The sequence below is a fragment of the Acidaminococcus intestini DSM 21505 genome (genome assembly GCF_000425045.1).
Lineage (GTDB): Bacteria > Bacillota > Negativicutes > Acidaminococcales > Acidaminococcaceae > Acidaminococcus > Acidaminococcus intestini.
This window is the reverse complement of sequence record NZ_AULA01000007.1, coordinates 74,292-97,193: the sequence shown is the minus strand read 5'-3', so window position 1 is coordinate 97,193 and position 22,902 is coordinate 74,292. Positions and strand designations below refer to the sequence as shown.

Here is a 22,902-nt window from a genome sequence, read left to right as displayed (position 1 = left end):
GGGTTTAATTATGCACTCGGATCAGGGATGGCAGTATCAGCATGAATATTACAGAAGTGAATTGAAAAAGCATGGAATTATACAGTCAATGTCGCGTAAGGGCAACTGCTATGACAACAGTATTATGGAGACCTTTTTTGGTCGGATGAAAAATGAAATGTATTACGGAAGCGAAAAAGAATACACCTCGTTCAAGGTATTTGCTAAAGCAGTGAAAGAATACATTCATTATTTCAACAAGGAAAGGATTCAGAAAAAAACAAAATGGATGCCTCCCGAAATATATCGGGAAACATCCACTAATGCCATTTAACTAATTTATATGCGTCCAGTTTTTGGGGTACACATCATCGAGGCGGTCTCTTCTTTAGCCTCTATTTCATCGTGGCCGCCCTCTACCTAGTTACGCGCTACATCCCCACCATTGAGTGGCGGGGCCCCATCGACCTTATCGCGGTCTGGGCCTATGTCCTTGGCATCATCCCCGCCTTCCTGCTTCTTTTCACGGAGCTCGGCTTTATTGGTAACGGCCCGGACGCCAAGAAAAATGCCAAATGCCATATCTTCATCCTGCTGCTCTTTGTCTTTTTCACCCATGTTGCCATGGTCTTTGGCATGGTCGATCCCCGTCTTGGCGGCTATGAAGTTTCTGCTCCCATGCATCAAGACATGCAGATGAATCCCGGTTTCCAGCATGGCGCCATGATGGACGGCGCGCGGCAGGGCGGCCCCCAACAGGGCCCCATGAACGGCTCTTACGGCTGCGGGCAAAATCCCTGACGGGTCAGCATAAAACCCCTTCCGGTCTAAGCGGAAGGGGTTTATTTAATATTTGACAAATTTTATCAAAAAAACTCATTATTCTTGAAATTTTACAAATAAATCAGTGAAGAAAACAATCATGGGAATGGCAATGATTGTTTTTTCAAGAAAAATGATAGCAAGATCCATGATGGTTATGGGCAACTTGGAATTTAGCATAATGGAACCGACTTCTGTCATATAAATGATTTGGACTAAAGAAAGGATACAGATGACAAACCGTGTCTTCATGGAAGTGATTCCTGCACAGATCATGGCAGGAATGAACATATCAACAAAACCGACAACAGCCCCGGGAGCTGCGGCTGCATATTCTTTCAGACCACAGAGTTTGAAATACCACTGAAACGGCAGGGCAATCCATTGGAAGAGTGGAGTATAGGATGACAGACAGCAGGCCAGTGTTCCGATGCACATGGTAACTGGTACCAGTGTGAAAATGATATTGAGGAATAGCTGTATTCCATTTGAAACCAGCTGGAAGAAGGTGGGCCCTTTTTCAGCTCTTTTTATAGCCTGATGAAGTGCCCAGCGGGAGCGGCTGATTCCCACCGGATGAACTTCCTGGACTTTACGGCCGACAGGAGGATAGTACTCGTCCTTCCATTTCCCTTCAAGAGGCCAGATACGGCTCATGATCATAGCGGACAGGGTTCCAACCAAACTGAGAATAAAGTATAGTTGGATAAAGTATTGGTCAACGCCCATAATAGCCGCAATGACAAGGCAGAAGGGGAGGGAAGTCGCGGAAAAACAACTGGCAATCAAGATGGCTTCACGGTCTGTATAGTATCCAGATTCATATTGCTTTGTTGTGAGGACAACCCCTACGTTGCAGTTACCAACCCAAGAGGCTAGAAGATCGATGGCGGCTCGCCCTGGCAAGTGGAAAAGCGGCTTCAATATATTTCTCAGCAAGGTTCCAGTAAAATCCATGATTCCATATTCTGTAAGCAGAGGAATCAAAAAAGAGGCTGCTAAGAACCAGGCAATGAGAATCCCCATAAGCTGGATGATGGATCCGCCTGTTTCTTCAGAAATAAGCCAATCAGGACCGGTTTGGGTGGCCACGAGAATCGTGATGACAGCGCCTATCGTCCGAATAAAAAGATAAGGATGGGAAACGTAAAAAAGCTCATTCCATAGACTATTCGTGCGTGACCAATTAGGTCTCCAGATAGTGCAAATCCATGAAAAAATTGCAGAGATTCCTACGCAGATCATGAGAATTGCATTGGAAAAAGGATGAATCCATTGAGCGATGGCATTGGAAATGAGCCCAAGTGGAATGTTCATATTCCCATCAACCCAAACGGGAAACAGGAAGAGAAACAGCCCCATAAAGGATGGAACAAAAAATCGCAAGAAGGAAGATTTACGTAAATGGGAAGAATCTTTCTGAACAGAATCCACGATTATGCCACCTCTCTTTTATTCATCACGGTGATGAGCTGATAAGAACGCTGTTCTTAGCTAAGGTCGGGCAAAACAACCTTTTTGAGGCTTGCTTCCTTTGAAAGGGCTTCTGCTGTTGCTTTAAGTTCCTTTTCGAGGAAAGCATATCCCTTATATTGGAGTCGGCTGGTCGGACCGGAAAGACTGATTCCTGCGGCTAGATTTTCTCCGAGGAAGATAGGAGCAGCAATGCAGGAAAGCCCATAGTCATATTCCTCATGATCATGAGCAATGCCGTCACGGCGAATCTTCTCACTTTCCTGAAGGAGAGCTTCCTTTGTAGTTCGTGTATTGATTGTTCGTTTAATGGGGTGGTGAACTTTAAAATAGTGCTCCAATTCTTTATTTGTCTGATAGGCAAGGAAGATTTTTCCAACTGAGCAACAGTAAAGTGGTGTAACGGGAGGCAGGGAAGCCACTAGGGAGCGCTGCTCTGCAAGTTCCGTGTGGATAAAAAGTACATAATCCTGAAACATGATTCCAAGATTGACTGTTTCCTCACAAGTCTTTGATAATTTTTGGAGGTAAGGTTTGGCAACCAACATAAATTCATCATTATGTTTGGCTCCAGCGCCCAGCTCGATCATTTTACTTCCTAGAATGTAGCCGTCTTCTTTGGGACTGACAGCTTTTAATTCTTCCAGAGTCTTCATGATTCTAAATGTATTTGCTTTTGGAATGCCCGTTAAGCGTGCCAATTCGGAAACGCCGAGCGGCTTGTCACTTTTTAGGAGTTCCTCCATGATTGTGAAGGCTCGGCCAAGAATGGTGATGAAAGAGGGTTCTTTGGGTTCAGATGTATTCATAGTAGACTCCATTTCTTATGATGAACCGATTCTTTTCTCTTTTCGAAAAAAGGAAAGGGAACTTGACAAGGATAATTGAACATGCTATTTTAAAAAAGAGAAACGCGTTTCATAATTTGATTCTAGTACAGTCATCTTTATTTGTCAAGCTGAATCCCCTTCCTAACAAGACGAGTAAGAAAGCAGGTGGAACATGGATACGGTATCGCTGAAAAATTTATTGAAGTTTGTGGTTGGTACACTGCTCGGTCTTTTCTTAGTTGTTATTCCGTTAAACTTTGGTAAAAATGTGGATACGTTCACTTTTTACTACTTGAAGAAGTTTGTTTCCTGGATGGGGCATCCGCTCGAGATTCTTATGACCACCATCATCGTACTAAGCGCCTTCATCGCTTGGATTGATGTGCTAGCCAAACCAAAGTGGATTGAGGATCATCCTATGTGCAGAAGCCTCTTTTCCTGCACAAAGTTTGAGGCTTTTGTAAGATTGCTGGGTGCTGTTTTTGCCGTGTGTTCGTGTTTTACGCTTGGCCCTGAATTTATGACATCCATCGATACCGGAGGAACGATGCTGCCGCTCGCAACGCAACTTTCCATCCTCATTCCACCTATGATTCTGTTTCAGACCTTCATCCTGGAATTTGGTCTTATGGAATTTTTGGGAACCATCATCGGTTTTATCATGAAACCCCTTTTCAAAGTTACGGAAATGGCCTCTGTTTCCATCATCAGTGCTTGGTTGGGACCTGTTTCAGCCGGTGCAATGGCAGCTAAGCAGTTTTTTGACGAGGGATATTTTACTGTGAAAGAAGCGGCTACGGTAGCAGCTTGCTTTGCTGTTTCCAGTATTGGGTGGTGTTCCCTCGTAGCAAACGTCTTAGGTGTAATGGATTATTTTTCCTACTTCTATCTGACCATCGTTGTGGTTGGCATTATCTTGGCGATTGCTACGGTTCGGATTCCTCCTTTGAGCCTGTATCCAGAAAGTTATAAACCAGGCGTCGAAAGAAAGGAATATCGGGCCATTGATGGATCTCGCCTGACAAGAGCTACGGTGCTGGCCTGTGAACGTGCAGAAACTGCGGGCATAAAAAACTTTACTGATAAAATTTCATCCATGGTCAGCTATGTTGTATCTCTTCAACCAATCGTCATGTGCTATGGGATGGTGGCTCTGATTTTATGCACTTATACGCCTATCCTGACTTATCTATCGTATCCGATTGGTTGGTTTATGGATCTGACAGGCGTTCCCGAAGCCTATACAGCGGCTCCAGCTATCATTTCCGGTTTTGCTGATAACTATCTTCCCATTATCCTGGGGAAAGCTGTTGCGTCACCTCAAACAAAGTTTATTGTCGGTACCATGAGTATCCTCGAATTGATCTACATGAGTGAAATCGGGGCCCTGCTTATTTCCACCAAACTTGTCAAGAACATGGGGCATGTCGCGCTGATCTTTATTGAACGAACCGTGATTGCACTCCCCTTTGTTGTCTTGATAAGTACAATAATTTTCTGAATAATATGAAAGAAGGGAAAAGAATGAGCAAAATAAGTGTGGATTATACGCGCTGCAAAGGCTGTTTCCTGTGTGTCAGCGTCTGTCCGAAGCAAGCGCTCACACCATCCACGGAACTGGGTGAGAAAGGCTATGAAATTGTTCATTTAGACGAAGAAAAATGTATTGGCTGCGGTTCCTGTTATAGGATGTGCCCCGATTATTGCATCGAAATCACGAATTAAAGAGGGGGAAGGAAATATGTCGAAAGTATTGATGAAAGGAAATGAAGCGTTTGCCGAATCCTGTTTGCGGGCTGGCTGCCGTTTCTTTAGCGGTTATCCAATTACCCCACAAACTGAAATCCTGGAATATTTATCTTGGCGTATGGAAGAAGTCGGTGGTCAGTTTATTCAAACCGAATCAGAAATTGCTGGAATCAATATGGTCTTTGGTGCAGCATCAGGGGGGGCTCGCGCCTTGACGACCTCTTCGGGTCCTGGTTTCTCACTGAAACAGGAAGGTATCTCTTATCTATGCAGTGGTGATATTCCCGCTGTCATTGCCGATGTGATGAGGATTGGCTCAGGATTGGGGGATATTTTCCAAGGGCAGGGGGATTACTGGCAGCTTACCCGTGGCGGTGGGCATGGAGATTACCATACCATTGTCCTTGCTCCATCGAGCGTACAAGAAAATGCTGACCTTGCTTATATCTCCTTTGATCTTGCTGAAAAATACCGCCATCCTGTTCTCGTGGCATCAGATGCGGCGATTGGACAGATGGTGGAACCAGTTGAACTCCCAGCTATGAAAGAACATGATATCAATCAGTATGATTGGGTCATCAGACCTCGCAGAAAGGGAGAAAAACAGCGGATTGTCTGGAATCGTTATTGGGATATCGGAGCAGAAGAATATGTAGATTATCTGTGCAGTAAATATGCCGAGATGGAAAAACATGAGCAGCGTTGGGAATCGGTCATGACAGACGATGCAGAGATTGTCCTTGTTGCTTATGGCATCAGTTCCCGTGTCGCTAAAGCAGCCGTTTATCAAGGCCGTGAGGAAGGTCTTCGCCTTGGTCTCATTCGACCCATCACGCTGTGGCCTTTCCCTAAAAAGGCATTTGAAGCACTGGGACCCCAAGTCAAAGCGTTCCTTGATATCGAAATGAGCATCTTGGGACAGATGAAGGACGATGTGATCCTTGCCTGCGGAAATAGCCGACCTGTGGAATATTATGGGGAGTTTTCGAATGTACCAGAAGAAAAGAAAATTCTTTCCAAAGTACGGGATATGCTGAAAAGATTGTAAGGAGGGATTTTCATGGAATGCAAAATTCCTAATGGAATCGATATGACGCAGCAGGCGAGCTGGTGCCCTGGATGTGGACATGGAATCATCGTACGGCTTTTGGCTGAAGCGGCGGAAGCACTGGGGATCGAAGACCGTATGCTTACCGTTGAGGACGTAGCCTGCGGTGAATTTGCTCAATTCGCACTGAAATATAATACCATCATGAGTGCTCATGGCCGACCCATCATTGCGGCGGCTGGATTGAAACGAGTTCGTCCCGATGCCATTGTTGTAGCTCATCCTGGTGACGGATCGGCCTATAGTATCGGGATTGAAAGCACCCTTCATTGCGCTCTTCGCAATGAAAACATCCTAGCCCTCGTGGTAAATAACAGTGTATTTGGAATGACAGGTGGGCAGATGTCGCCGACTTCCATTGTCAACATGAAGACAACTTCTTCTCCTCATGGCAGAACGGTAAAAAAAGATGGGAACCCTATTGATATCACAAAAATCCTTGGCGGACTTGATATCGCTTATATGGCTCGGGGCGCCTTGGATACGCCGGCTGATATCATGAAGACCGGAAAGATGATTAAGAAAGCTCTGCAAAAACAAATGAATGGAGAAGGGTTCTGCCTTGTCGAAGTGCTCAGCCCTTGTCCTACGAACTGGCATATGACACCTGTTGCCGCTATGGACTTCATCAAATCGAAACAGAGCGCAACGTATCCGACGGGTGAGTTCATCGATAAAGGAGGTGCAGTCTGATGGTAGAAATCATTTGCTCTGGATTTGGTGGTCAGGGCGTTCTCGTTGCAGGTATGATCCTTGCCGATGCCGGCATGGAAGAGGGAAAACATGTGACCTGGTATCCTTCCTATGGTTCAGAAATGCGTGGCGGTACAGCAAACTGCAACATCAAGATGGATGATAAAGAAATCCCCAGTCCCTACTGCCATGACATTGACATCTTATACACGCTGAACGACGCGGCCATTGATAAATTTGAAAGTCAGATCAAACCAGGCGGTATCCTTTTGGTCAACAGTAGTCTTGTGCGACCGGAACGGAAGTTCCGTCATGACGTGACTGTCATCAAAGTTCCCGCTAGTGATATTGCCAATGAATTGGACAATCCGAAGGGAACCAATATCGTTATGCTGGGTGCTTTGTCCTATGCATCACACCATTTTGATGTAGCGTATATGAGGGGGGCCGTCGATCATTTCTTTGCAAAGAAAGGGAAAAATAATCCTAAAAATGGGGTATGCTTTGACCGAGGCGTTGAAGCTGCTAAAAAACAAATGGAATGACCCGTAGAGGAGTGCCATATACCCAGCCCGGGCAGAGGGACTCCTCATCTTAAGGATGAATGGAGCTTACGCGTATGGAACCGAAAACTTTGCCACTATCAGGAATCAAGGTCGTAGAACTTGCAACTGTTGTAGCCGCTCCCACTTGTGCACGCATGCTTTGTGCCTATGGGGCTGAAGTTATTAAGGTGGAGGCCTTGCAGGGAGACGTGATGCGTTCGGGGGGCGTTCATGAATTTGTGCCTTACGAAGATGATTTGAATCCTCTTTTTACCATCCACAACAGCAATAAAAAATTTCTTTCCCTTGACCTGAAAAAAGAAAAGGGGAAGACCATCCTTCTGGATCTGCTTAGCCATGCAGATGTATTCATCACAAATATTCGAGAACAATCGCTCCGACGTAATGGATTGGATTATGAAACCTTGAAGGACATGTTTCCGGCCCTTATCTATGCCCATTTTTCAGGCTATGGTCCCAAAGGCCCGGCTGCCCAAAACCCAGGGTTTGACATCACGGCTTTTTGGCTTCGTGCCGGCGCTGTTGCTGATTGGCAGACCAAAGATTCATTTCCTTTTGTCCCCACGTATGCTTTCGGGGATATGGCAACAAGTTCTGTCTTTCTTTCAGGAATCTTGATGGCTCTATATGCAAAAGAAAAGACGGGAAAGGGAACAAAAGTCATGACATCCCTTTTTGCTAATGGAATCTGGTGCAACGCTATCGGTGTTGTCCAGACCCAATTTGAAAGAAAACACCTGAACCCAGATCCACTTCGCCCGTGTGACCCCTTTAGTCAGACCTATCGTTGTAAGGATGGCCGCTGGATTGGAATCTACTGCAATGAATATATAAAAGACAAAGAAAAATTTGCAAAACTTCTGGGACTGGAGGATATCATCGATGACCCGCGCTACAAGGATGTGGAGACCTTGCAGCGCACCGGTTCCATTGTAGAGATAACGGAACGCTGCAACCGGATTTTCTTGACGCGTACCAGTAAGCAGTGGCGTGAATATCTAAGTGAGCACAGCATTTCCTGTGAAATCATGATGGAATCGCAGGAAGTCAGCCAAGATAGGCAGGCGATAGAAAATCGCTATATGGTTCCTGTGGAGTTCCCGGATAAGGGACATACAACGGTCATGATGCCAACCCCGCCGTTGGCGTTTAGCCGATATGCATGCCGCACTTACAAACCGACTCGCGGAATTGGGGATAATACAGAGGAAATCCTGAAAGAGATGGGATATTCGAAAGAAGAAATCAAGGCATTGACCGAGGCGAACGTGGTCCGTTAGCGTGGCCTTGCCCTCGTCAGTACAAACGGAAAAAGTCTCCCGCAGCTATGTGATGGCTGCGGGATTTTTGTGTATTTAAGCGGTTAAGAGGACCCATCAGGAAGAGTTATGGCTAAACGACTAGGCATGGATGATGTGCGGAAGAAATGGGGCTGGACGCTCATAGTTTTCTTTAGTTTGGTCAACGGGGATAAGAACGAAATAGCTTAGTCTGTCACCCTCACGATAAATGGATTGCCGTGCGCAATCATCTTCCTTCCCTTCGTGATAAGAAATGTAAGCCTGACAACCCCCTTTGAGGTTTTTCCGTCAGGGTACATGTCTCAAGGCGGCGAATGCCGCTCCGCCTTACCAAGGCGGGGGACCCTCAAGTGGGTCATTTTATGACCTCCTTGATGGTGGTGGATGAGGCGCCCCGTTTTTGGGGGCAACGTCTCCACACGAACGGGAGTGAGGAATATTCGCCCAGGTTTCGAAGGACGCTTTTGGAGCGAAGCGGAAGTCCGAGAAACATGTTTTCGGGCGAATCAATTCGGCCCCCTCCCGTAGGGCGGTTTGGGGCCGGCCGCACAGTCTTTCCCCTGCTTATTTTTTATCTCAATCCTGTCCCAGGAATCCAAAGCTACAGCAAAATTTTCTCCGATATGATATAATAAACTGTCAAACTGTCATTTAATCCTACGTGAGGAGGGTTCCATAGGATGCGTATCTTCATCTCGGCCGGTGAAGCTTCCGGCGACCTGCATGCCGCGGCCCTGACGAGGGAAATTCTTTCCCTTGCACCTGATGCCGAAGTGTTTGGCATGGGCGGCGACGCGCTCCGGTCTGCTGGCGGAGAGGTTATTTTTGATTATAAAGACAACAGCGTCATGGGCTTTGTTGAGGTCCTCCGGAAACTACCAGACCTGTTTCGGCTCCGGGATGCTTTTCGCCAGGTTATGGTGGAACGGAAACCGGATATTTTTGTGACTGTCGATTATCCAGATTTTAATATGCGTGTGGCCAAGGTCGCAAAGCAGTTAGGTATTCCCGTTTTTTCCTTCATTCCGCCTTCGGCGTGGGCCTGGCGGCGGGGGCGGGCCAAGATGGTAGCCCGTCTGGCAGCCCGTGTGGCCTGCATCTATCCTTTTGCTTATGAGGTCTATAAGGAAGCCGGCGCGCCTGTTGAATTTGTGGGCAATCCTCTTGTTGATATCGTAAAACCTACGATGAGCCAATTAGAAGCCCAAAAGGCGGTCGGTAAAAGGCCAGGCCATCCGCTCATCCTGTTGCTCCCAGGAAGCCGTCAGGGTGAACTTCGAGGCGTCCTTCCCGTGATGCTTGAAGCATTGCCGCTTATCAAAAAGGACCAGCCTGATGCGGATTTCATTCTCCAAAAGGCGCCCAATGTGGATCGTCGGGAGCTCGAAGCAGCCCTTGATACGTCCAAGATTCCCGTCCGCATTGTCGAAGGGCATCCCTATGACACTATGGGTGCCTGCGACGCGGCCCTTGCTACGAGCGGGACCGTCGTCCTGGAAGCGGCCCTCATGGATCTTCCCAGCGTCATCTGTTACAAGGCAAGTCCCATCAGCATGGCCATTGCTAAAGCCCTCGTCAAAGTGAAATATGCAGGCCTGCCCAATCTGTTAGCAGGCCGGGAAATCCTGCCCGAACTCATTCAGGAAAAGATGACGCCGGAAAATATGGCCCGTCATGTCCTGCGCTTTTTGGATCCTGCCGAAGGGGCCAAGGTCCATCAGGATCTTCGGGAGGCCATTTATAAGCTCGGAGCTCCGGGCGCCGTCAAGCGGACGGCTGCCCTTATACTTGAAACTGCCAAGGAGAAGAAATGAACCTATATCTTAGAATCCTCAAATTCATTCGTCCCTATTTGGGACGCCTCATTGCAGCCGGTTTCTGTACGGTCATGACGGCCGCTGCCAACCTTTATGTGCCGTGGATTGTCCGCGATGTCATTGATAAGGTCTTCCAGAACAAGGATAGTGATCTCCTTAATTTGATTTCCCTTGGAATCGTAGTCATTTTCTTTGCCCGCGGCATTTTCTACTATGGCCAGAGCTATCTCATGAACTATGTCGGCGAGAGCATTGTCATCGATGTACGAGGAATTGTCTACCGCAAGCTCATGACTCTGTCGACTCATTTTTTTGACACGAATAAGCTGGGTACCATCATGAGCTATGTCACAAACGACGTGGCAGCCCTCCAAGGTGCCATGGTGGCCAATTCCATTGAAATCATCACGGAAACGAGTGTCCTTATCGGGAGCGTCGGCGCCATGGTCTACCTTGACTGGAAGCTGACCCTTTTTACGTTCTGTACTTTCCCAGTGGTTCTTTTCTTCATGGATTTCTTTGGCAAGAAGATTCGCAAGAGCGGCCACCGTATCCAGCAGGCAACGGCGGATATTACGTCGATCCTGCAGGAAACCTTGGCTGCTACGCGTGTTGTGAAGAGTTTTGTCCGTGAACCCTATGAAATTGCCCGCTTCGATCAGCAGAACAAGGCCAATTTCTACGCCAATATGAAAAGTGCCAAGCTCATGGGAACCCTGTCTCCTGTCATTGAGTTCATTGCGGCCCTTGGGGTCACGGCCATCATTTGGTTTGGCGGCCGTTCCGTCATCGGCGGTGACATTACGGCGGGGTCCCTTGTGGCTTTCCTCGTCTATGCCATCAATATTTCCAATCCGATCAAGCGGATTGCCCGCGTATTGGGAAGCATCCAAAAGGCGCTTGCCGCGGCTGAACGTGTCTTTTACATCATGGACCTGACGGATACGATTCCGCAGAAGCCTGATGCCATCACGCTGCCCAGTGTTGAGGGAAATGTGGAATTCCGTCATGTATCCTTTGCCTACAATAAAGGGGAGACCATTCTTCACGATGTGAGTTTTTCTGCAAAGCCCGGTCAAGCCATTGCCCTTGTGGGGCCTTCCGGTGCCGGTAAGTCAACGGTGGCAAGCCTTTTGCCTCGTTTTTATGACGTGACGGAAGGGGCCATCTTTGTTGACGGCCACGATGTTCGGGATGTGACGCTTGCCAGCTTGCGCGAACAGGTCGGCATTGTGCCTCAGGAAACCAACCTCTTTAACGACACGGTCTATAACAACATCCTTTATGGACGGCTGGATGCAACGCGGGATGAAGTCATTGCAGCGGCTAAAGCCGCAAATGCCGATGAGTTCATCCAGCAGCTGCCTAAGGGCTATGATACACAGCTTGGTGACCGGGGCGTCAATATTTCCGGCGGCCAGCGCCAGCGCATTTCCATTGCCCGGGCCATCCTCAAGAACCCCCGTATCCTGATCCTTGACGAAGCAACAAGTGCCCTTGACACGGAAAGTGAACGCATCGTCCAGGAGGCCTTGGACCGCCTGATGGTGGGCCGCACGAGTTTTGTTATTGCTCACCGGCTGTCGACGATCCAAAACGCTGCCAAAATCATTGTCCTTGATAAGGGCTCCATCGTAGAAGAAGGTACCCATCAGCAGCTCATGGCAAAACATGGTCTTTATGCCCATCTGCACGATATCCAGTTCAAGGAGAACCAGACGGCATCCGGCACTTTTGGGGATGACGCAAGTGAAGACGCCTAAAAGGTACGGGAGATAGGCTTCCCGATAAAGTGAAACGAGGGTGACTCATGTATTATCTGTATAACTTCCTGGCAGTGATGCTGCTGATCTTTTTTGTACTGCCTTATTTCATCTGGCGCTATTTCCGGGAAAAAGGATTTCCCCGCCGCTTCCGCCAGAGCATGGGCTTTATTCGTGACGATGAAATCGCAGCCGTTGCACACCAGAATTGTATCTGGATCCACGGGGCCAGCGTAGGTGAAATTGTGGCCACAAGCCCCCTTGTGAAGGAAATCCGCAAGGCTATGCCTGATGCCAAGATCCTGGTTTCTGCCGTGACGACGGGGGGCTATAACATGGCCCACCAAATCATTCCCGAAGCGGACGCCATCATCTATTTCCCGCTTGATATGCCGTTTGTATCCGAATCCTTTGTCAAGCGCATCATGCCGCGTATCTTCATGCCTGTGGAAACGGAGCTGTGGCCGAATTTCCTGCGTGCCATCAAGCGCCGCCGCATTCCCGTCATGATGGTAAACGGCCGTATTTCCGATAAATCCGTCAAAAGTTACCGGTACCTTTACGGCATCCTTGATGATATGATGGGAAGCGTGACCCGTTTCTGCATGCAAAGTTCCATTGATGCCGAATACATTGAGCATCTGGGCGCGGAAAAGCGCCGCATCTATATAACGGGCAATACGAAATTTGATCAGACCTATGCAGAAGTGACGCCCGAAGACCTCAAGACCTACAAGGAAGAACTCGGTCTTTACGATGATTATCCAGTCATCGTCGCGGGGAGCACCCATCCGACGGAAGAAGAAAAGCTTTTTGAAGCCTTTACAGAAGTCCAAAAGGAATTTCCTAGGGCACGGCTCCTCATTGCCCCGAGAAAGCCGGGACGGACCCATGAAATCACGCGTCTTGCCGAACGTTTCGGTCTCACGGTAGGCCTGCGCTCCGTCCTTCGCGACGAAAAAGGGCAGCGGCCGCGTTACCCTGTCATCCTCATTGATACGATCGGGGAATTGGGCCGCATCTATGCCGTGGGTGATGTCGTTTTTGTCGGCGGCAGCCTTATCAACCATGGCGGGCACAATGTCCTTGAACCGGCGGCTCATGCCAAACCCATCATTGTGGGTCCGAGCATGTCAAACTTCAAGGATTCCTTCTCTCTTTTGAGCAAGGTGGGAGCCTGTGTCCAAATTCGGGATACAAAGGAACTGACGGCTATGTTCCTTACAATCCTGCGTGATGACGCACTCCGTAAAAAGATGGGCGACGCGTCCATCCAGGTTATCCGCGAAAACCGCGGAGCCGCGGTCCGCACCATTGGCTATCTTAAGGAACTCCTGCGGCTTACAGCCACAGAGAGCATGGTCAACACCCACTATAAGATCAGCACGCGCAACATCAACGATGAAGTATCGCCCCGCATGCGCCCTGGGGATGCAGTGACACAATATTTGATCCAGCTTTCCCATGGTGAGGACAACAATGTGGTGGACTGGTTGGTCCTTTCCTTGCTCCGCGTCCTATCCGTACTTTATGAAGTGGGGGTTCGCCTCAAACTGAGCTGCTACAATCACCATCTCCTGCCGACGACAAAGCTGGACTGCTGCGTCATCAGCATTGGCAATATTACGGTTGGCGGTACCGGAAAGACCCCAACCGCCCAGAAAGTGGCTCTTATGATTCGCGACATGGGGTACCGTGTCGTCATTTTGAACCGCGGCTATCGGTCCCACTGGCAGGAAAAGATCGGTGTTGTTTCCGACGGCAAAAAGATCTACATGACTGCCTATGAAGCCGGTGACGAAGCGTTCCTCATGGCAAAACAGCTGCCTGGGATTCCCGTTGTCATTGGGAAGGAACGCGCCATTACAGGTCAGTATGCTGTCGACAAATTCAAGGCTGAAGTCATTATCCTCGATGATGGCTACCAGCATTGGCAGCTCCACCGGGACCTGGATGTGGTCCTTGTGGATACGCTCAATATGTTTGGCAATGGCAGCATCCTCCCCAGAGGCACCCTGCGTGAACCGCTGAAGAACCTCAGCCGCGCCGACCTCTTCCTGCTCACCAAATGCGACCAGAGTTCACCCATTTCCCGGGCCACGCTCTGCGACCAATTGCATCGCTACAAACCCAATGCGCCCATTGTGGAGAGTATCCACAAACCCTGTGCGTTCATTGAGATTGCCGATTGGTATAAAAATGATGGCTCCAAGGCACTTCCCCTTGAGGCACTCAAGGGACAGGAAGTCATGGTCTTTTCGGCCATTGGCAACCCGTCAAGCTTTGAACAGACCATGGCTGGTGAGGGGCTTCAGATTGCAGAAGCCATCCGTTACCCGGACCATCATGATTATGGCATGGTGGAAATGCAGTACATCATGGAACGGGCCATCAGCAAACGGGTCACGGCACTTGTCACAACAGGCAAGGACGCCGTTAAGATCCCGACAGAATTCATCTACCTCCATCGTGAGGTCCCCCTCTATGTCCTAGACATGGAAATCCAGATCACCAGTGGGGAAGAGGCGTTTGTGAAAACGATTACCACTGCCATCGAAAAGGAGAACAAAAGACAATGAAAGTTTTATGTGTGATTCCGGCGCGTTATGCTTCTACCCGTCTGCCGGGGAAACCTCTTGCAAATCTGGCCGGTAAGCCCATGATTCAGCGTGTCTACGAACGGGCAGCCCAAGCCAAGATTCCTGATGAGATCATTGTTGCTACCGATGATGAACGCATCAAGGAAACCGTGGAAGGCTTTGGCGGCAAGGCCATGATGACGGCGGCTACGCACCCGTCCGGTACGGACCGTCTTGCTGAGGTCGCCTTGAGCTATGATAAGGTCGATGTCATCATCAATGTCCAAGGGGATGAACCGATGATTCCGCCAGAACTGATTGATTCCCTCTGTGAAGCTTTCGAAAATAACGACCAGCTCCAGATGGCGACGGCAAAGACCCTTATGGATGCGTCAGAATATGACGATCCCAACGCGGTCAAAGTGGTTACGGACCAAAGTGGTTATGCCATCTATTTCTCTCGCAGCTTGATTCCGTATCCCCGTCACAAGACACCGGAGTTCAAAGTATATAAGCATATTGGTATCTATGCATACCGTCGTGACTTTCTATTGAAGTTTGCGGCACTGCTTCCCACGCCTCTTGAACAGATTGAAGGTCTGGAACAGCTACGTGCCCTGGAAACGGGAGCCAAGATCAAGGTTCTCACGACGGATTTCAAAGGCATTGGCATTGATACGCAGGAAGATCTGGATCGGGCCAACAAGGTCTTTGAACTGGAAGAAGAAAAGAAACGTCAGGAAGAAGCGGCACGAGCTGCCGAGGAAGGAAAGTAACATGAAGACCGTAGCGATTGGTAATTACAAAGTCGGTGCCGGCCATCCGCTCCTTGTCATGGCTGGTCCCTGCGTCCTGGAAGGCTATGAACGGAGTCTCATGATCGGAAGACGGGCCAAGGCCATCTGTGAAAAGGTGGGCCTGCCCTATGTTTTCAAAGCTTCCTTCGATAAAGCAAATCGTTCGAGCCTTACGGCTTTCCGCGGCCCGGGTCTGGAAGAAGGGCTTGAAATCTTGAAGCAGATCAAAAAGGACCTGGGCGTCCCTGTTGTATCTGATGTCCATGAAACCTATCAAGTGGAAAAAGCAGCGGAAGTCCTCGATATCATCCAGATCCCGGCTTTTCTCTGCCGCCAGACGGACCTGCTCGTGGCAGCTGCCCATACAGGCCGCGTGGTGAACGTCAAGAAGGGCCAGTTCCTGGCTCCGTGGGACATGAAAAATGTCATCAATAAGCTCGTCGGGTCTGGAACCGAAAAGATCATGCTGACTGAGCGCGGGGCCAGTTTTGGCTACAACACGCTGGTAACGGACATGCGGAGCCTTCCCATCATGCGTGACTTCGGCTATCCGGTCATCATGGATGTGACGCACAGCGTACAGATTCCTGGCGGCAAGGGCACAAGTTCCGGCGGCCAGAGCCAGTATGCGCCCCATATGGCCCGCGCGGCTGCAGCAGTCGGTGTCGATGGGCTTTTTATGGAAGTCCATGACAATCCGGCAGAAGCCCTTTCCGACGGGCCCAACATGATTGCCCTTGACAAGATGGAACAGGTCCTTTTGGACGCTAAAGCCATTGATGCCATTGGGCGTAGGGAGTGATACCATGTTTGAACGCGCAAAAGAAGCTCTCCAGATCGAGGCGGATTCCATATTGGAACTGATTCCCCGTGTCGATGAACATTTTGGAGCGGCTCTGGAAATGATCCTTCACTGCCCCGGCCGCATCATCGTAACGGGGATGGGAAAAAGCGGCATCATTGGCCGCAAGATTGCAGCAACCCTTGCCAGCACGGGGACACCGTCCTTTTTCCTGCATCCTGCCGAAGCCATTCACGGCGATCTTGGCATGGTGACACAAGGTGACGTGATCCTTGCCATTTCAAATAGTGGGGAAACGGGCGAGGTGCTTCATATCCTGCCCAGTATCCGCCGCATTGGGGCCCGCATCATTGCCATGGTGGGCAAACCGGAGTCGACCCTTGCCAAGAACGCGGATATTGTCCTTGATGTCGGGGTCAAGAAGGAAGCCTGTCCTTTGGGCCTTGCGCCTACGAGCAGTACGACGGCAACCCTCGCTTTTGGCGATGCCCTTGCCATGGAGCTGCTGTCGGCCCGCCATTTTACGGAAAATCAGTTTGCCATCTACCATCCCGGCGGAAGCCTGGGCAGGAAGCTGCTCCTTACGGTTGGGGATATCATGCACAAAGGGGATGAAAATCCGCTGGTGCCGTCTGACATGACGGTAAAGGATGCGCTTTTTGTCATTACCGATAAAGGTCTTGGCGCTGTATCCGTTGTCGATGGACAGGGCCGGCTGAAGGGACTTCTCACGGACGGCGATATCCGCCGCGGCTTTGCAAAGAGCCTTGATTCCCTCAATAAACCGGTTTCTGAACTCATGACAAAGTCGCCGAAAACCATTACAGCAAGAAAACTGGCTGCAGAAGCCCTTCATCTCATGGAATCGAATAAACCCCATCCGATCACGGTCCTGCCCGTTGTGGATGAAGAAAAGAAAGTCGTCGGCCTGCTCCATATGACCGATCTTGTGCATCAGGGAGTGGTATAAATGATGAAAGACGAAGAGTTTGCCAAGATCCGTCTCCTTGCCCTCGATGTGGACGGTGTCATGACCGATGGATCCATCATCATTGGTCAGGAAGATGAACTCAGCAAACATTTCAATGTACGCGATGGCCTGGGCATCAGCCTTGCCATGAGAAATGGTATCCAAGTGGCCCTGATAACGGGGCGTCACAGCGAGATTGTACTGCATCGCGCCATGGAACTTGGCGTCAGCAATGTCTATGAAAATGTAATCTATAAAGGAAAGACCCTCGTTGAAGCGGCCCAGCGTCTGGGTATCCCGATGGAAGCCGTGGCTTTCATGGGGGATGACCTCAATGACCTGCCGGCCTTTAGCCGCGCGGCCTATTCCTTTGCCCCCAAGGACGCGGCGCCTGAGGTAGCAGCCCGTGCCGATTATGTCTGCGAAAAAAAAGGGGGAGAAGGCGCTGTCCGTGAAGTCTGCGAGAAGATCCTCAAGGCCAAGGGGCTTTGGGATGGCATCGTGGAAGGGTATCTGGTAAAAGGGTATGGTGACAGACAGTAATGCTTTATGCGATTCTCAAAGGGATGAGCACCTTCGTTTCCTGGCTTCCTTATAAATTTGTGGTCCGCCTGGGACGAAATTGTGGTAAACTATACTATCATATTGCCAAAAAGCAACGCGTCCGTGCGGAAAAGACCATCATGGAGCGAATGGGCATGGAGGAAAAAGAGGCCAAGGAAACCATTTACCGCCTTTTCCTCAATCTAGGCATGACCTTTATGGAAATGCTCTACATGCCTGCCCTCAATAAGGACAACATCCGCGGCCTTGTGACCTTTGATCGGCCCGATGTCCTTTGGGAAGCCCTCAGTAAGAAAAAAGGGGTTGTCATGCTCGCCTGCCACATGGATAACTGGGAATGGCTCGGAGCGGCCTTGGCTCTTAATGGATTTCCCCTCAGTGCTGTGGAAAAACCTCAGCCCAATCCGGTCTACAGTGATTTCATGAATGAGCTGCGCCGCGGTGTCGGGCAGGAAATCTTTGCCCGTGGGACCAATGAGATCCTCGGCTGTGCCCGGGCGATGAAAAAAGGGCGGATGCTGGGCCTGATTGCCGACCAGGACGGGGGCTATAACGGCATCTTTGTGCCGTTTTTTGGGAAGATGGCTTCGACACCGGAAGGTCCGGCGTATTTTGCCCGCAAGTTCAAGGCTCCTATCATTCCCATCTTCATCATCCGCAAGAAAAATGGCTGCGGCCACCGCGTGTTTGTGAAGGATCCCATTTATTACGAAGATACGGGAGACCGCAAAAAGGATGATTACAACGTGACGCTCAAGATGACCCAAGAAGTGGAAGCCATTATCCGCGAATATCCGGACAACTGGATCTGGTTCCAGCACCGGTGGAATACACCTTATGAAGGATAAGAAAGGAAAGCGATTCATGCGCTCTGATAAACGGACAATCATGATGGTCATTGGGGCCGTGCTGCTCATGGGCGGCGTCATTGCTTGGCTTCTGTCAAGCAAACCCACGGCAGGAACGGTCAAGAAGGCCAAGGAAACAGATCCTCATCAGGTCATTGGATCCACTATCGAAGAAAACAAGGATGGCCGTAAGGTGTGGTCCCTGACGGTGGAATCCATGGTCTACGATAGGAAGGCGCAGATTGATCATATGAAGGGCATCAAAGGGACCTTCTATGATGAAGATGGTTCAACCATGACCGTCACAGCTGATGAAGGGGACGTGGATGTAAAAACAAAGAGCGTCATCCTTACAAAGAACCCCAAAGGCACGACCAGTACCAATGGGACCGTGACGGCCGATAAGATTACCTGGAACAACGAAAAGCAGATTGTCATTGCCGAAGGCCATGCGCGGCTGACCAAGGATGACGTTGTTGCCACGGGAGGCAAGGCAACCTTCAATGTGCCTATGGAGCACGCCACGCTGGAACAGGATGCACATGTACAGAAGGGAGATTTTTAAATGAAAATGAAAGCACTTTTCCTCACTTGTCTCATGACAGGCCTTCTGTCCATGGGCGCTGTGGCTTTTGCCGCTTCAAGCGTCAGCGGTGACAAGGTGGAGTATGATTTTAAGAGCGGCCAGGCTGTGGCCGAAGGTAACGTGGAAATCCGCCACGATAAAGGACGCGCCACGGCTAGAAAAGCAGAATACAACACCAAGACCGGGGAAGGCAGCCTTGAAGGGTCCGTCGTTGCCGATCAAGAAGACGCCCATCTGACGAGTGCGTCCCTCATCATCAAGAATAAGGGCGATTATCTTTCCGCCATTGGCAATGCCGTCCTTAAAAAGGCGGACAAGACCCTGCGCGCGGAGCAGGTCAACTACGACTCGGCGGCCAAATACGCTGAAACTGTCGGCAGCTGGGCCCAGCTCACCATGGATGATGGGTCAAGCCTTGACGCGGCATCGCTTACGTATAACATGGAAACAAACAAGGCTTTTGCTGACGGGAATGTACGCCTGATCAGCCCGCCTCGGGATCTTACGGCCCGCGCTGATTCGGCTGAATATGACCTCAACGAATCCGATGGGACCATCCATCTGAACGGCCACGCGACAGCGACACAGGAAGGCAATACGGTCAGCGGCGATACGCTTACGATCCGCGGTGCCGGCGGCAAGATTGCCCAAGGCGATGGTGATGTGCGCATGGTCATTATTCCGCGCAAGAAGGAAGAGGCTCCCCGTGAGGAAGTCCCGACCTTCCAGATTGCAGGGCGCGAAGGTGTGCCCGATTCGGTCTATAAATTTTACAACTGGCCCGGTGAGCCTGTAACCATCGGTTCTGTTGATACGGAGCTTGCTTAAAGGAGAAAGAACCTGTGAAAATTCGTGCAAATGATCTGGTAAAGGAATATGGGGGACGCATCGTTGTTGACCATGTCAGCCTCGAAGTGGCCCAGGGGAGCATTGTTGGCCTGCTCGGTAAAAATGGCGCCGGCAAGACAACAACCTTTTATATGATCGTCGGTCTGGAACATCCAGATCGGGGCACGGTCCATTTGGATGAGCTTGAGGTGACGCACCTGCCCATGTATAAACGGGCGCTCGCGGGGATTGGATATTTGCCGCAGGAAGCGTCCATCTTTCGAAAATTGACGGTGGAAGAAAATCTCCTTGCCATCCTTGAGGACGTGGAGCCGGATGGAAAGAAACGCCAAGAAAAAATGGAGGCCCTTATTGAAGAGTTCCATATTGGGCATATCCGTAAGAGTCTGGGAACGGCCCTTTCCGGCGGTGAGCGCCGTCGTGTGGAGATTGCCCGTGCCCTTGCAACGGAACCGGCCTTCATCCTTCTTGATGAACCTTTTGCAGGCATTGACCCCATTGCCGTGGCCGATATCCAGGTCCTTGTCAAACATCTGGCCAAACGCGGCATTGGCGTCCTCATTACGGATCATAACGTGCGGGAAACGCTCAGCATCGTTGACAAGGCCTACATCCTGAACGAAGGCAAGATCATGGTCGAAGGCCCCAGTGAGAAGGTCGCTGCCGACCCGATTGCCCGGAAGTACTACCTTGGAAAAGACTTTAAGATGTGAGGCGTACCATGAGGATACTTGATAAATATATTTTAAAACAGATGCTGCAGCCCTTTGCTTTCGGGGTAGCTGCCTTTTCAACCATCTTTGTGGCAAGCTCCTTTCTTTTCCGCGTAACCCAGTACATTACGCAGTATGGGGCGTCCTATTCATCGCTTTTTCGTCTGTTCCTGTGCCTCATGCCGGAAGTCATCAACTACACTTTCCCCATGAGTATGCTGCTCGCCTCGCTTTTAACCATGGGACAGCTGTCTGGAAACAGCGAAATTACGGCTATGCGCAGTGGGGGAATGAGCTTCCGCCGTATTGCCATGCCAATCCTTGCCGCTGGATTCGTCGTCAGCCTTTTTTCCGTGGTCTGGGCTGAAAAAGTTGTGCCGCCGGCGAAAGCCGAGTATGAACGCATCATCCAGCAGGAAATCAAAAACAACACGAAACCCCGTACCCAGGACCATATCCTGTTGAAAAATATTTCCAAGGGCCAGCTGACGCGTCTTACTTATGCTCGGACCTTTGATGAAAAAGCTGGCGTCATGAAGGACATCACCATCGAGGATTGGGATAAGGGCCGCGTCGTCCGCATCCAGCGCACGCCTGAAGCCAAATGGCAGAATGGGACGTGGATCATGGAAAAGGGAACCATCACGGAAATCACAAACGAGGAAGGGCTCACGCGGACCATGACCTTTGATAAGCAGGTCCTTCCCATTACGGAAACGCCAAAGACCATCACCCTTGATCAGAAAGACCCTGATGAAATGACCATCGGTGAATTGAAGATGTACATTGGTATCTTGGAGCGGCAGTACCAGCCAACGAGCAAATACGTCATGGAAATCTACAGCCGCTTTACCGTGCCCCTTGCCAGCTTCTTCTTTGCTCTCATCGGCGTGCCGCTTGGTGTTCAGAGTCAGCGGGCAGGAACCAGTATGGGCCTTGGCTTTTCTGTGGTCATCATCTTTATTTACTACTCCATCATGACTTTTATGACCGGTCTTGGTCAGGGCGGCGTGATTCCGCCTTTTATCGCGGCGGCCGTGCCAAACTTCCTGTGCGGATGTGCGGGAGCCTACCTGATTTGGCAGAAGGATCACTAACTGTAACGTAATGCAGGAACCCTTCCGATTTCTTGCAGCCGCGTGCCTCCATGGCTTCCTTGCTTTTAAGGAAGCCATGGAGGCTTTTTTGATTTGCACAAGGATTCCTTTCTCATGGGGACTTCTTACGCCTCGGCGCTCCCTTTTTGAAGGACTGTTTGGATGCTCCCTTTGGGTCCGCCGTGTTGCGGAAAAGTCTGTAGATGATGTTTTTCTTCAAACGCTTATTATTCTTAAAAGGGACTTTTTTATCAATGACCCCTTTCCCGTGCTGAAAGGCGGTTTTCACACGATAATCGGGAAACATGTTTTTTCCGATTTACGGTATAATAAGAGCAGGCCTACAACGCTGCAGCAAGATCTGGATCCAGCACTAGAAATCGACAAAAAGGAGTATGCATCATGCAACAGAAACCAAACGGTTCCGACAGCGATTTTTCCTTTGCTATCAAGCGTCATATCGGCGTTCTTTCGACGACGCCCCGAGGGTGGACAAAAGAACTCAATCTTGTTTCCTATAATGGCGGCCGCAGCAAGCTTGATATCCGCCTGTGGAGTGAGGACCACCAGAAGATGGGCAAAGGAATCACCCTGGTACGGGAAGAAGCCGATATCCTTTACGCCCTTTTGACGAATATGCGGGATAAAGAAGTCCCAATGCGGGGGCAGCGGTAAGAAATCCTAAACGATAGTTTCATAGAGAAAAAGGAGCTTCAGTCCCTTGATCCGGAAAAGGGCTGAAGTTCCTTTTTGTGTTTAGAAATGGCGGTTTGGCCTTTTTCCCTGACGGCGCGAAGGCCTTTGACAGGATAACCATACTGCTTCAGGATGATCCAAAGGCTTCTTTAATGCAGGGCCTTTTCAACTAAGAAAATCCAGCAGCATGCTTTAGGTCTTGTTTCATCATCCTGACGAGTCTGGATGAATGGCTGACAATCAGCCAATTCCCATTGCTCAAACCCCTTTTTTTCGCTACAATAAAGGTGTAACAAAGAG

The 22,902-nt window shown here is 49.8% G+C and carries 22 protein-coding genes and 1 pseudogene; 21 read left to right on the top strand and 2 right to left on the bottom strand.

The genetic code is table 11. The features are described 5' to 3' along the window. Both H503_RS0103455 and H503_RS11755 read left to right on the top strand, forming a co-directional pair. A partial coding sequence (locus tag H503_RS0103455) for an IS3 family transposase (RefSeq protein WP_026385434.1) occupies positions 1 to 313 on the top strand: 313 nt, incomplete at its 5' end. A 41-nt stretch (positions 314 to 354) separates the two neighbouring features. Continuing rightward, positions 355 to 780, top strand: a pseudogene (locus H503_RS11755) (DUF6803 family protein); the annotation flags it as partial. A 78-nt stretch (positions 781 to 858) separates the two neighbouring features. Here H503_RS11755 and H503_RS0103445 read toward each other — a convergent pair. Continuing rightward, the gene (locus tag H503_RS0103445; protein ID WP_226828415.1) at positions 859 to 2,118 is read right to left on the bottom strand and encodes a YjiH family protein; all 1,260 of its coding nucleotides are present in this window, start codon (positions 2,116 to 2,118) and stop codon (positions 859 to 861) included. 173 nt (positions 2,119 to 2,291) lie between these two features. After that, complete coding sequence (locus H503_RS0103440) at positions 2,292 to 3,083, bottom strand: IclR family transcriptional regulator (protein WP_026385433.1); 792 nt, start codon at positions 3,081 to 3,083, stop codon at positions 2,292 to 2,294. Between the two features lie 193 nt (positions 3,084 to 3,276). Between H503_RS0103440 and H503_RS0103435 the strand changes: the two genes are divergently transcribed. From H503_RS0103435 to H503_RS0103335, 19 genes are all read left to right on the top strand, one after another. Next, complete coding sequence (locus H503_RS0103435; protein WP_009015608.1) at positions 3,277 to 4,605, top strand: YjiH family protein; 1,329 nt, start codon at positions 3,277 to 3,279, stop codon at positions 4,603 to 4,605. 23 nt (positions 4,606 to 4,628) lie between these two features. Next, on the top strand, positions 4,629 to 4,829 hold the full coding sequence (locus H503_RS0103430; protein ID WP_016459687.1) for a 4Fe-4S dicluster domain-containing protein: 201 nt from the start codon (positions 4,629 to 4,631) through the stop codon (positions 4,827 to 4,829). 16 nt (positions 4,830 to 4,845) lie between these two features. Beyond that, positions 4,846 to 5,901 carry a 3-methyl-2-oxobutanoate dehydrogenase subunit VorB gene (gene vorB, locus H503_RS0103425; protein WP_009015606.1) on the top strand — a complete coding sequence of 352 codons (1,056 nt, stop codon included), beginning with the start codon at positions 4,846 to 4,848 and terminating at the stop codon, positions 5,899 to 5,901. A 12-nt stretch (positions 5,902 to 5,913) separates the two neighbouring features. Continuing rightward, positions 5,914 to 6,654 carry a thiamine pyrophosphate-dependent enzyme gene (locus H503_RS0103420; protein WP_009015605.1) on the top strand — a complete coding sequence of 247 codons (741 nt, stop codon included), beginning with the start codon at positions 5,914 to 5,916 and terminating at the stop codon, positions 6,652 to 6,654. Further along, positions 6,654 to 7,199 (top strand): 2-oxoacid:acceptor oxidoreductase family protein, encoded by a 546-nt coding sequence (locus H503_RS0103415; RefSeq protein WP_009015604.1) that lies wholly within the window; start codon positions 6,654 to 6,656, stop codon positions 7,197 to 7,199. The genes H503_RS0103420 and H503_RS0103415 overlap by 1 nt, the downstream gene beginning before the upstream one ends. Before the next feature lie 74 nt (positions 7,200 to 7,273). Continuing rightward, positions 7,274 to 8,500: a CaiB/BaiF CoA transferase family protein gene (locus tag H503_RS0103410; RefSeq protein ID WP_009015603.1), complete on the top strand. Its 1,227-nt coding sequence runs from the start codon at positions 7,274 to 7,276 to the stop codon at positions 8,498 to 8,500. Positions 8,501 to 9,201: 701 nt separating this feature from the next. Beyond that, the gene (gene lpxB, locus H503_RS0103400) at positions 9,202 to 10,335 is read left to right on the top strand and encodes a lipid-A-disaccharide synthase (protein WP_009015602.1); all 1,134 of its coding nucleotides are present in this window, start codon (positions 9,202 to 9,204) and stop codon (positions 10,333 to 10,335) included. Then, positions 10,332 to 12,101, top strand: coding sequence for an ABC transporter ATP-binding protein (locus tag H503_RS0103395; protein ID WP_009015601.1), 1,770 nt, complete (start codon positions 10,332 to 10,334; stop codon positions 12,099 to 12,101). Before lpxB ends, H503_RS0103395 begins: the two co-directional genes overlap by 4 nt. Before the next feature lie 47 nt (positions 12,102 to 12,148). Next, positions 12,149 to 14,680 (top strand): tetraacyldisaccharide 4'-kinase, encoded by a 2,532-nt coding sequence (lpxK, locus tag H503_RS0103390; protein ID WP_009015600.1) that lies wholly within the window; start codon positions 12,149 to 12,151, stop codon positions 14,678 to 14,680. After that, positions 14,677 to 15,456: a 3-deoxy-manno-octulosonate cytidylyltransferase gene (kdsB, locus tag H503_RS0103385; RefSeq protein WP_009015599.1), complete on the top strand. Its 780-nt coding sequence runs from the start codon at positions 14,677 to 14,679 to the stop codon at positions 15,454 to 15,456. Before lpxK ends, kdsB begins: the two co-directional genes overlap by 4 nt. Position 15,457: 1 nt before the next feature. Then, complete coding sequence (gene kdsA, locus H503_RS0103380; RefSeq protein WP_009015598.1) at positions 15,458 to 16,279, top strand: 3-deoxy-8-phosphooctulonate synthase; 822 nt, start codon at positions 15,458 to 15,460, stop codon at positions 16,277 to 16,279. A gap of 4 nt (positions 16,280 to 16,283) precedes the next feature. Beyond that, positions 16,284 to 17,249, top strand: coding sequence for a KpsF/GutQ family sugar-phosphate isomerase (locus H503_RS0103375; RefSeq protein WP_014128242.1), 966 nt, complete (start codon positions 16,284 to 16,286; stop codon positions 17,247 to 17,249). Next, the gene (locus H503_RS0103370; RefSeq protein WP_009015596.1) at positions 17,250 to 17,792 is read left to right on the top strand and encodes a KdsC family phosphatase; all 543 of its coding nucleotides are present in this window, start codon (positions 17,250 to 17,252) and stop codon (positions 17,790 to 17,792) included. Further along, positions 17,792 to 18,661, top strand: coding sequence for a lysophospholipid acyltransferase family protein (locus tag H503_RS0103365; RefSeq protein ID WP_009015595.1), 870 nt, complete (start codon positions 17,792 to 17,794; stop codon positions 18,659 to 18,661). Before H503_RS0103370 ends, H503_RS0103365 begins: the two co-directional genes overlap by 1 nt. 16 nt (positions 18,662 to 18,677) lie before the next feature. After that, the gene (gene lptC / locus H503_RS0103360) at positions 18,678 to 19,226 is read left to right on the top strand and encodes an LPS export ABC transporter periplasmic protein LptC (RefSeq protein WP_014128243.1); all 549 of its coding nucleotides are present in this window, start codon (positions 18,678 to 18,680) and stop codon (positions 19,224 to 19,226) included. Beyond that, a complete protein-coding gene (locus H503_RS0103355) occupies positions 19,227 to 20,075 on the top strand; it encodes an LptA/OstA family protein (RefSeq protein ID WP_014128244.1) in 849 nt (282 codons plus the stop codon). A gap of 14 nt (positions 20,076 to 20,089) precedes the next feature. After that, positions 20,090 to 20,809, top strand: a complete 720-nt coding sequence (gene lptB / locus H503_RS0103350) for an LPS export ABC transporter ATP-binding protein (RefSeq protein ID WP_009015592.1) — start codon at positions 20,090 to 20,092, stop codon at positions 20,807 to 20,809. Between the two features lie 8 nt (positions 20,810 to 20,817). Continuing rightward, positions 20,818 to 21,906: an LptF/LptG family permease gene (locus tag H503_RS0103345; RefSeq protein ID WP_009015591.1), complete on the top strand. Its 1,089-nt coding sequence runs from the start codon at positions 20,818 to 20,820 to the stop codon at positions 21,904 to 21,906. Positions 21,907 to 22,308: 402 nt separating this feature from the next. Then, positions 22,309 to 22,581 carry a YdbC family protein gene (locus H503_RS0103335; protein WP_009015590.1) on the top strand — a complete coding sequence of 91 codons (273 nt, stop codon included), beginning with the start codon at positions 22,309 to 22,311 and terminating at the stop codon, positions 22,579 to 22,581. The last annotated feature ends 321 nt before the right edge of the window (positions 22,582 to 22,902 follow it).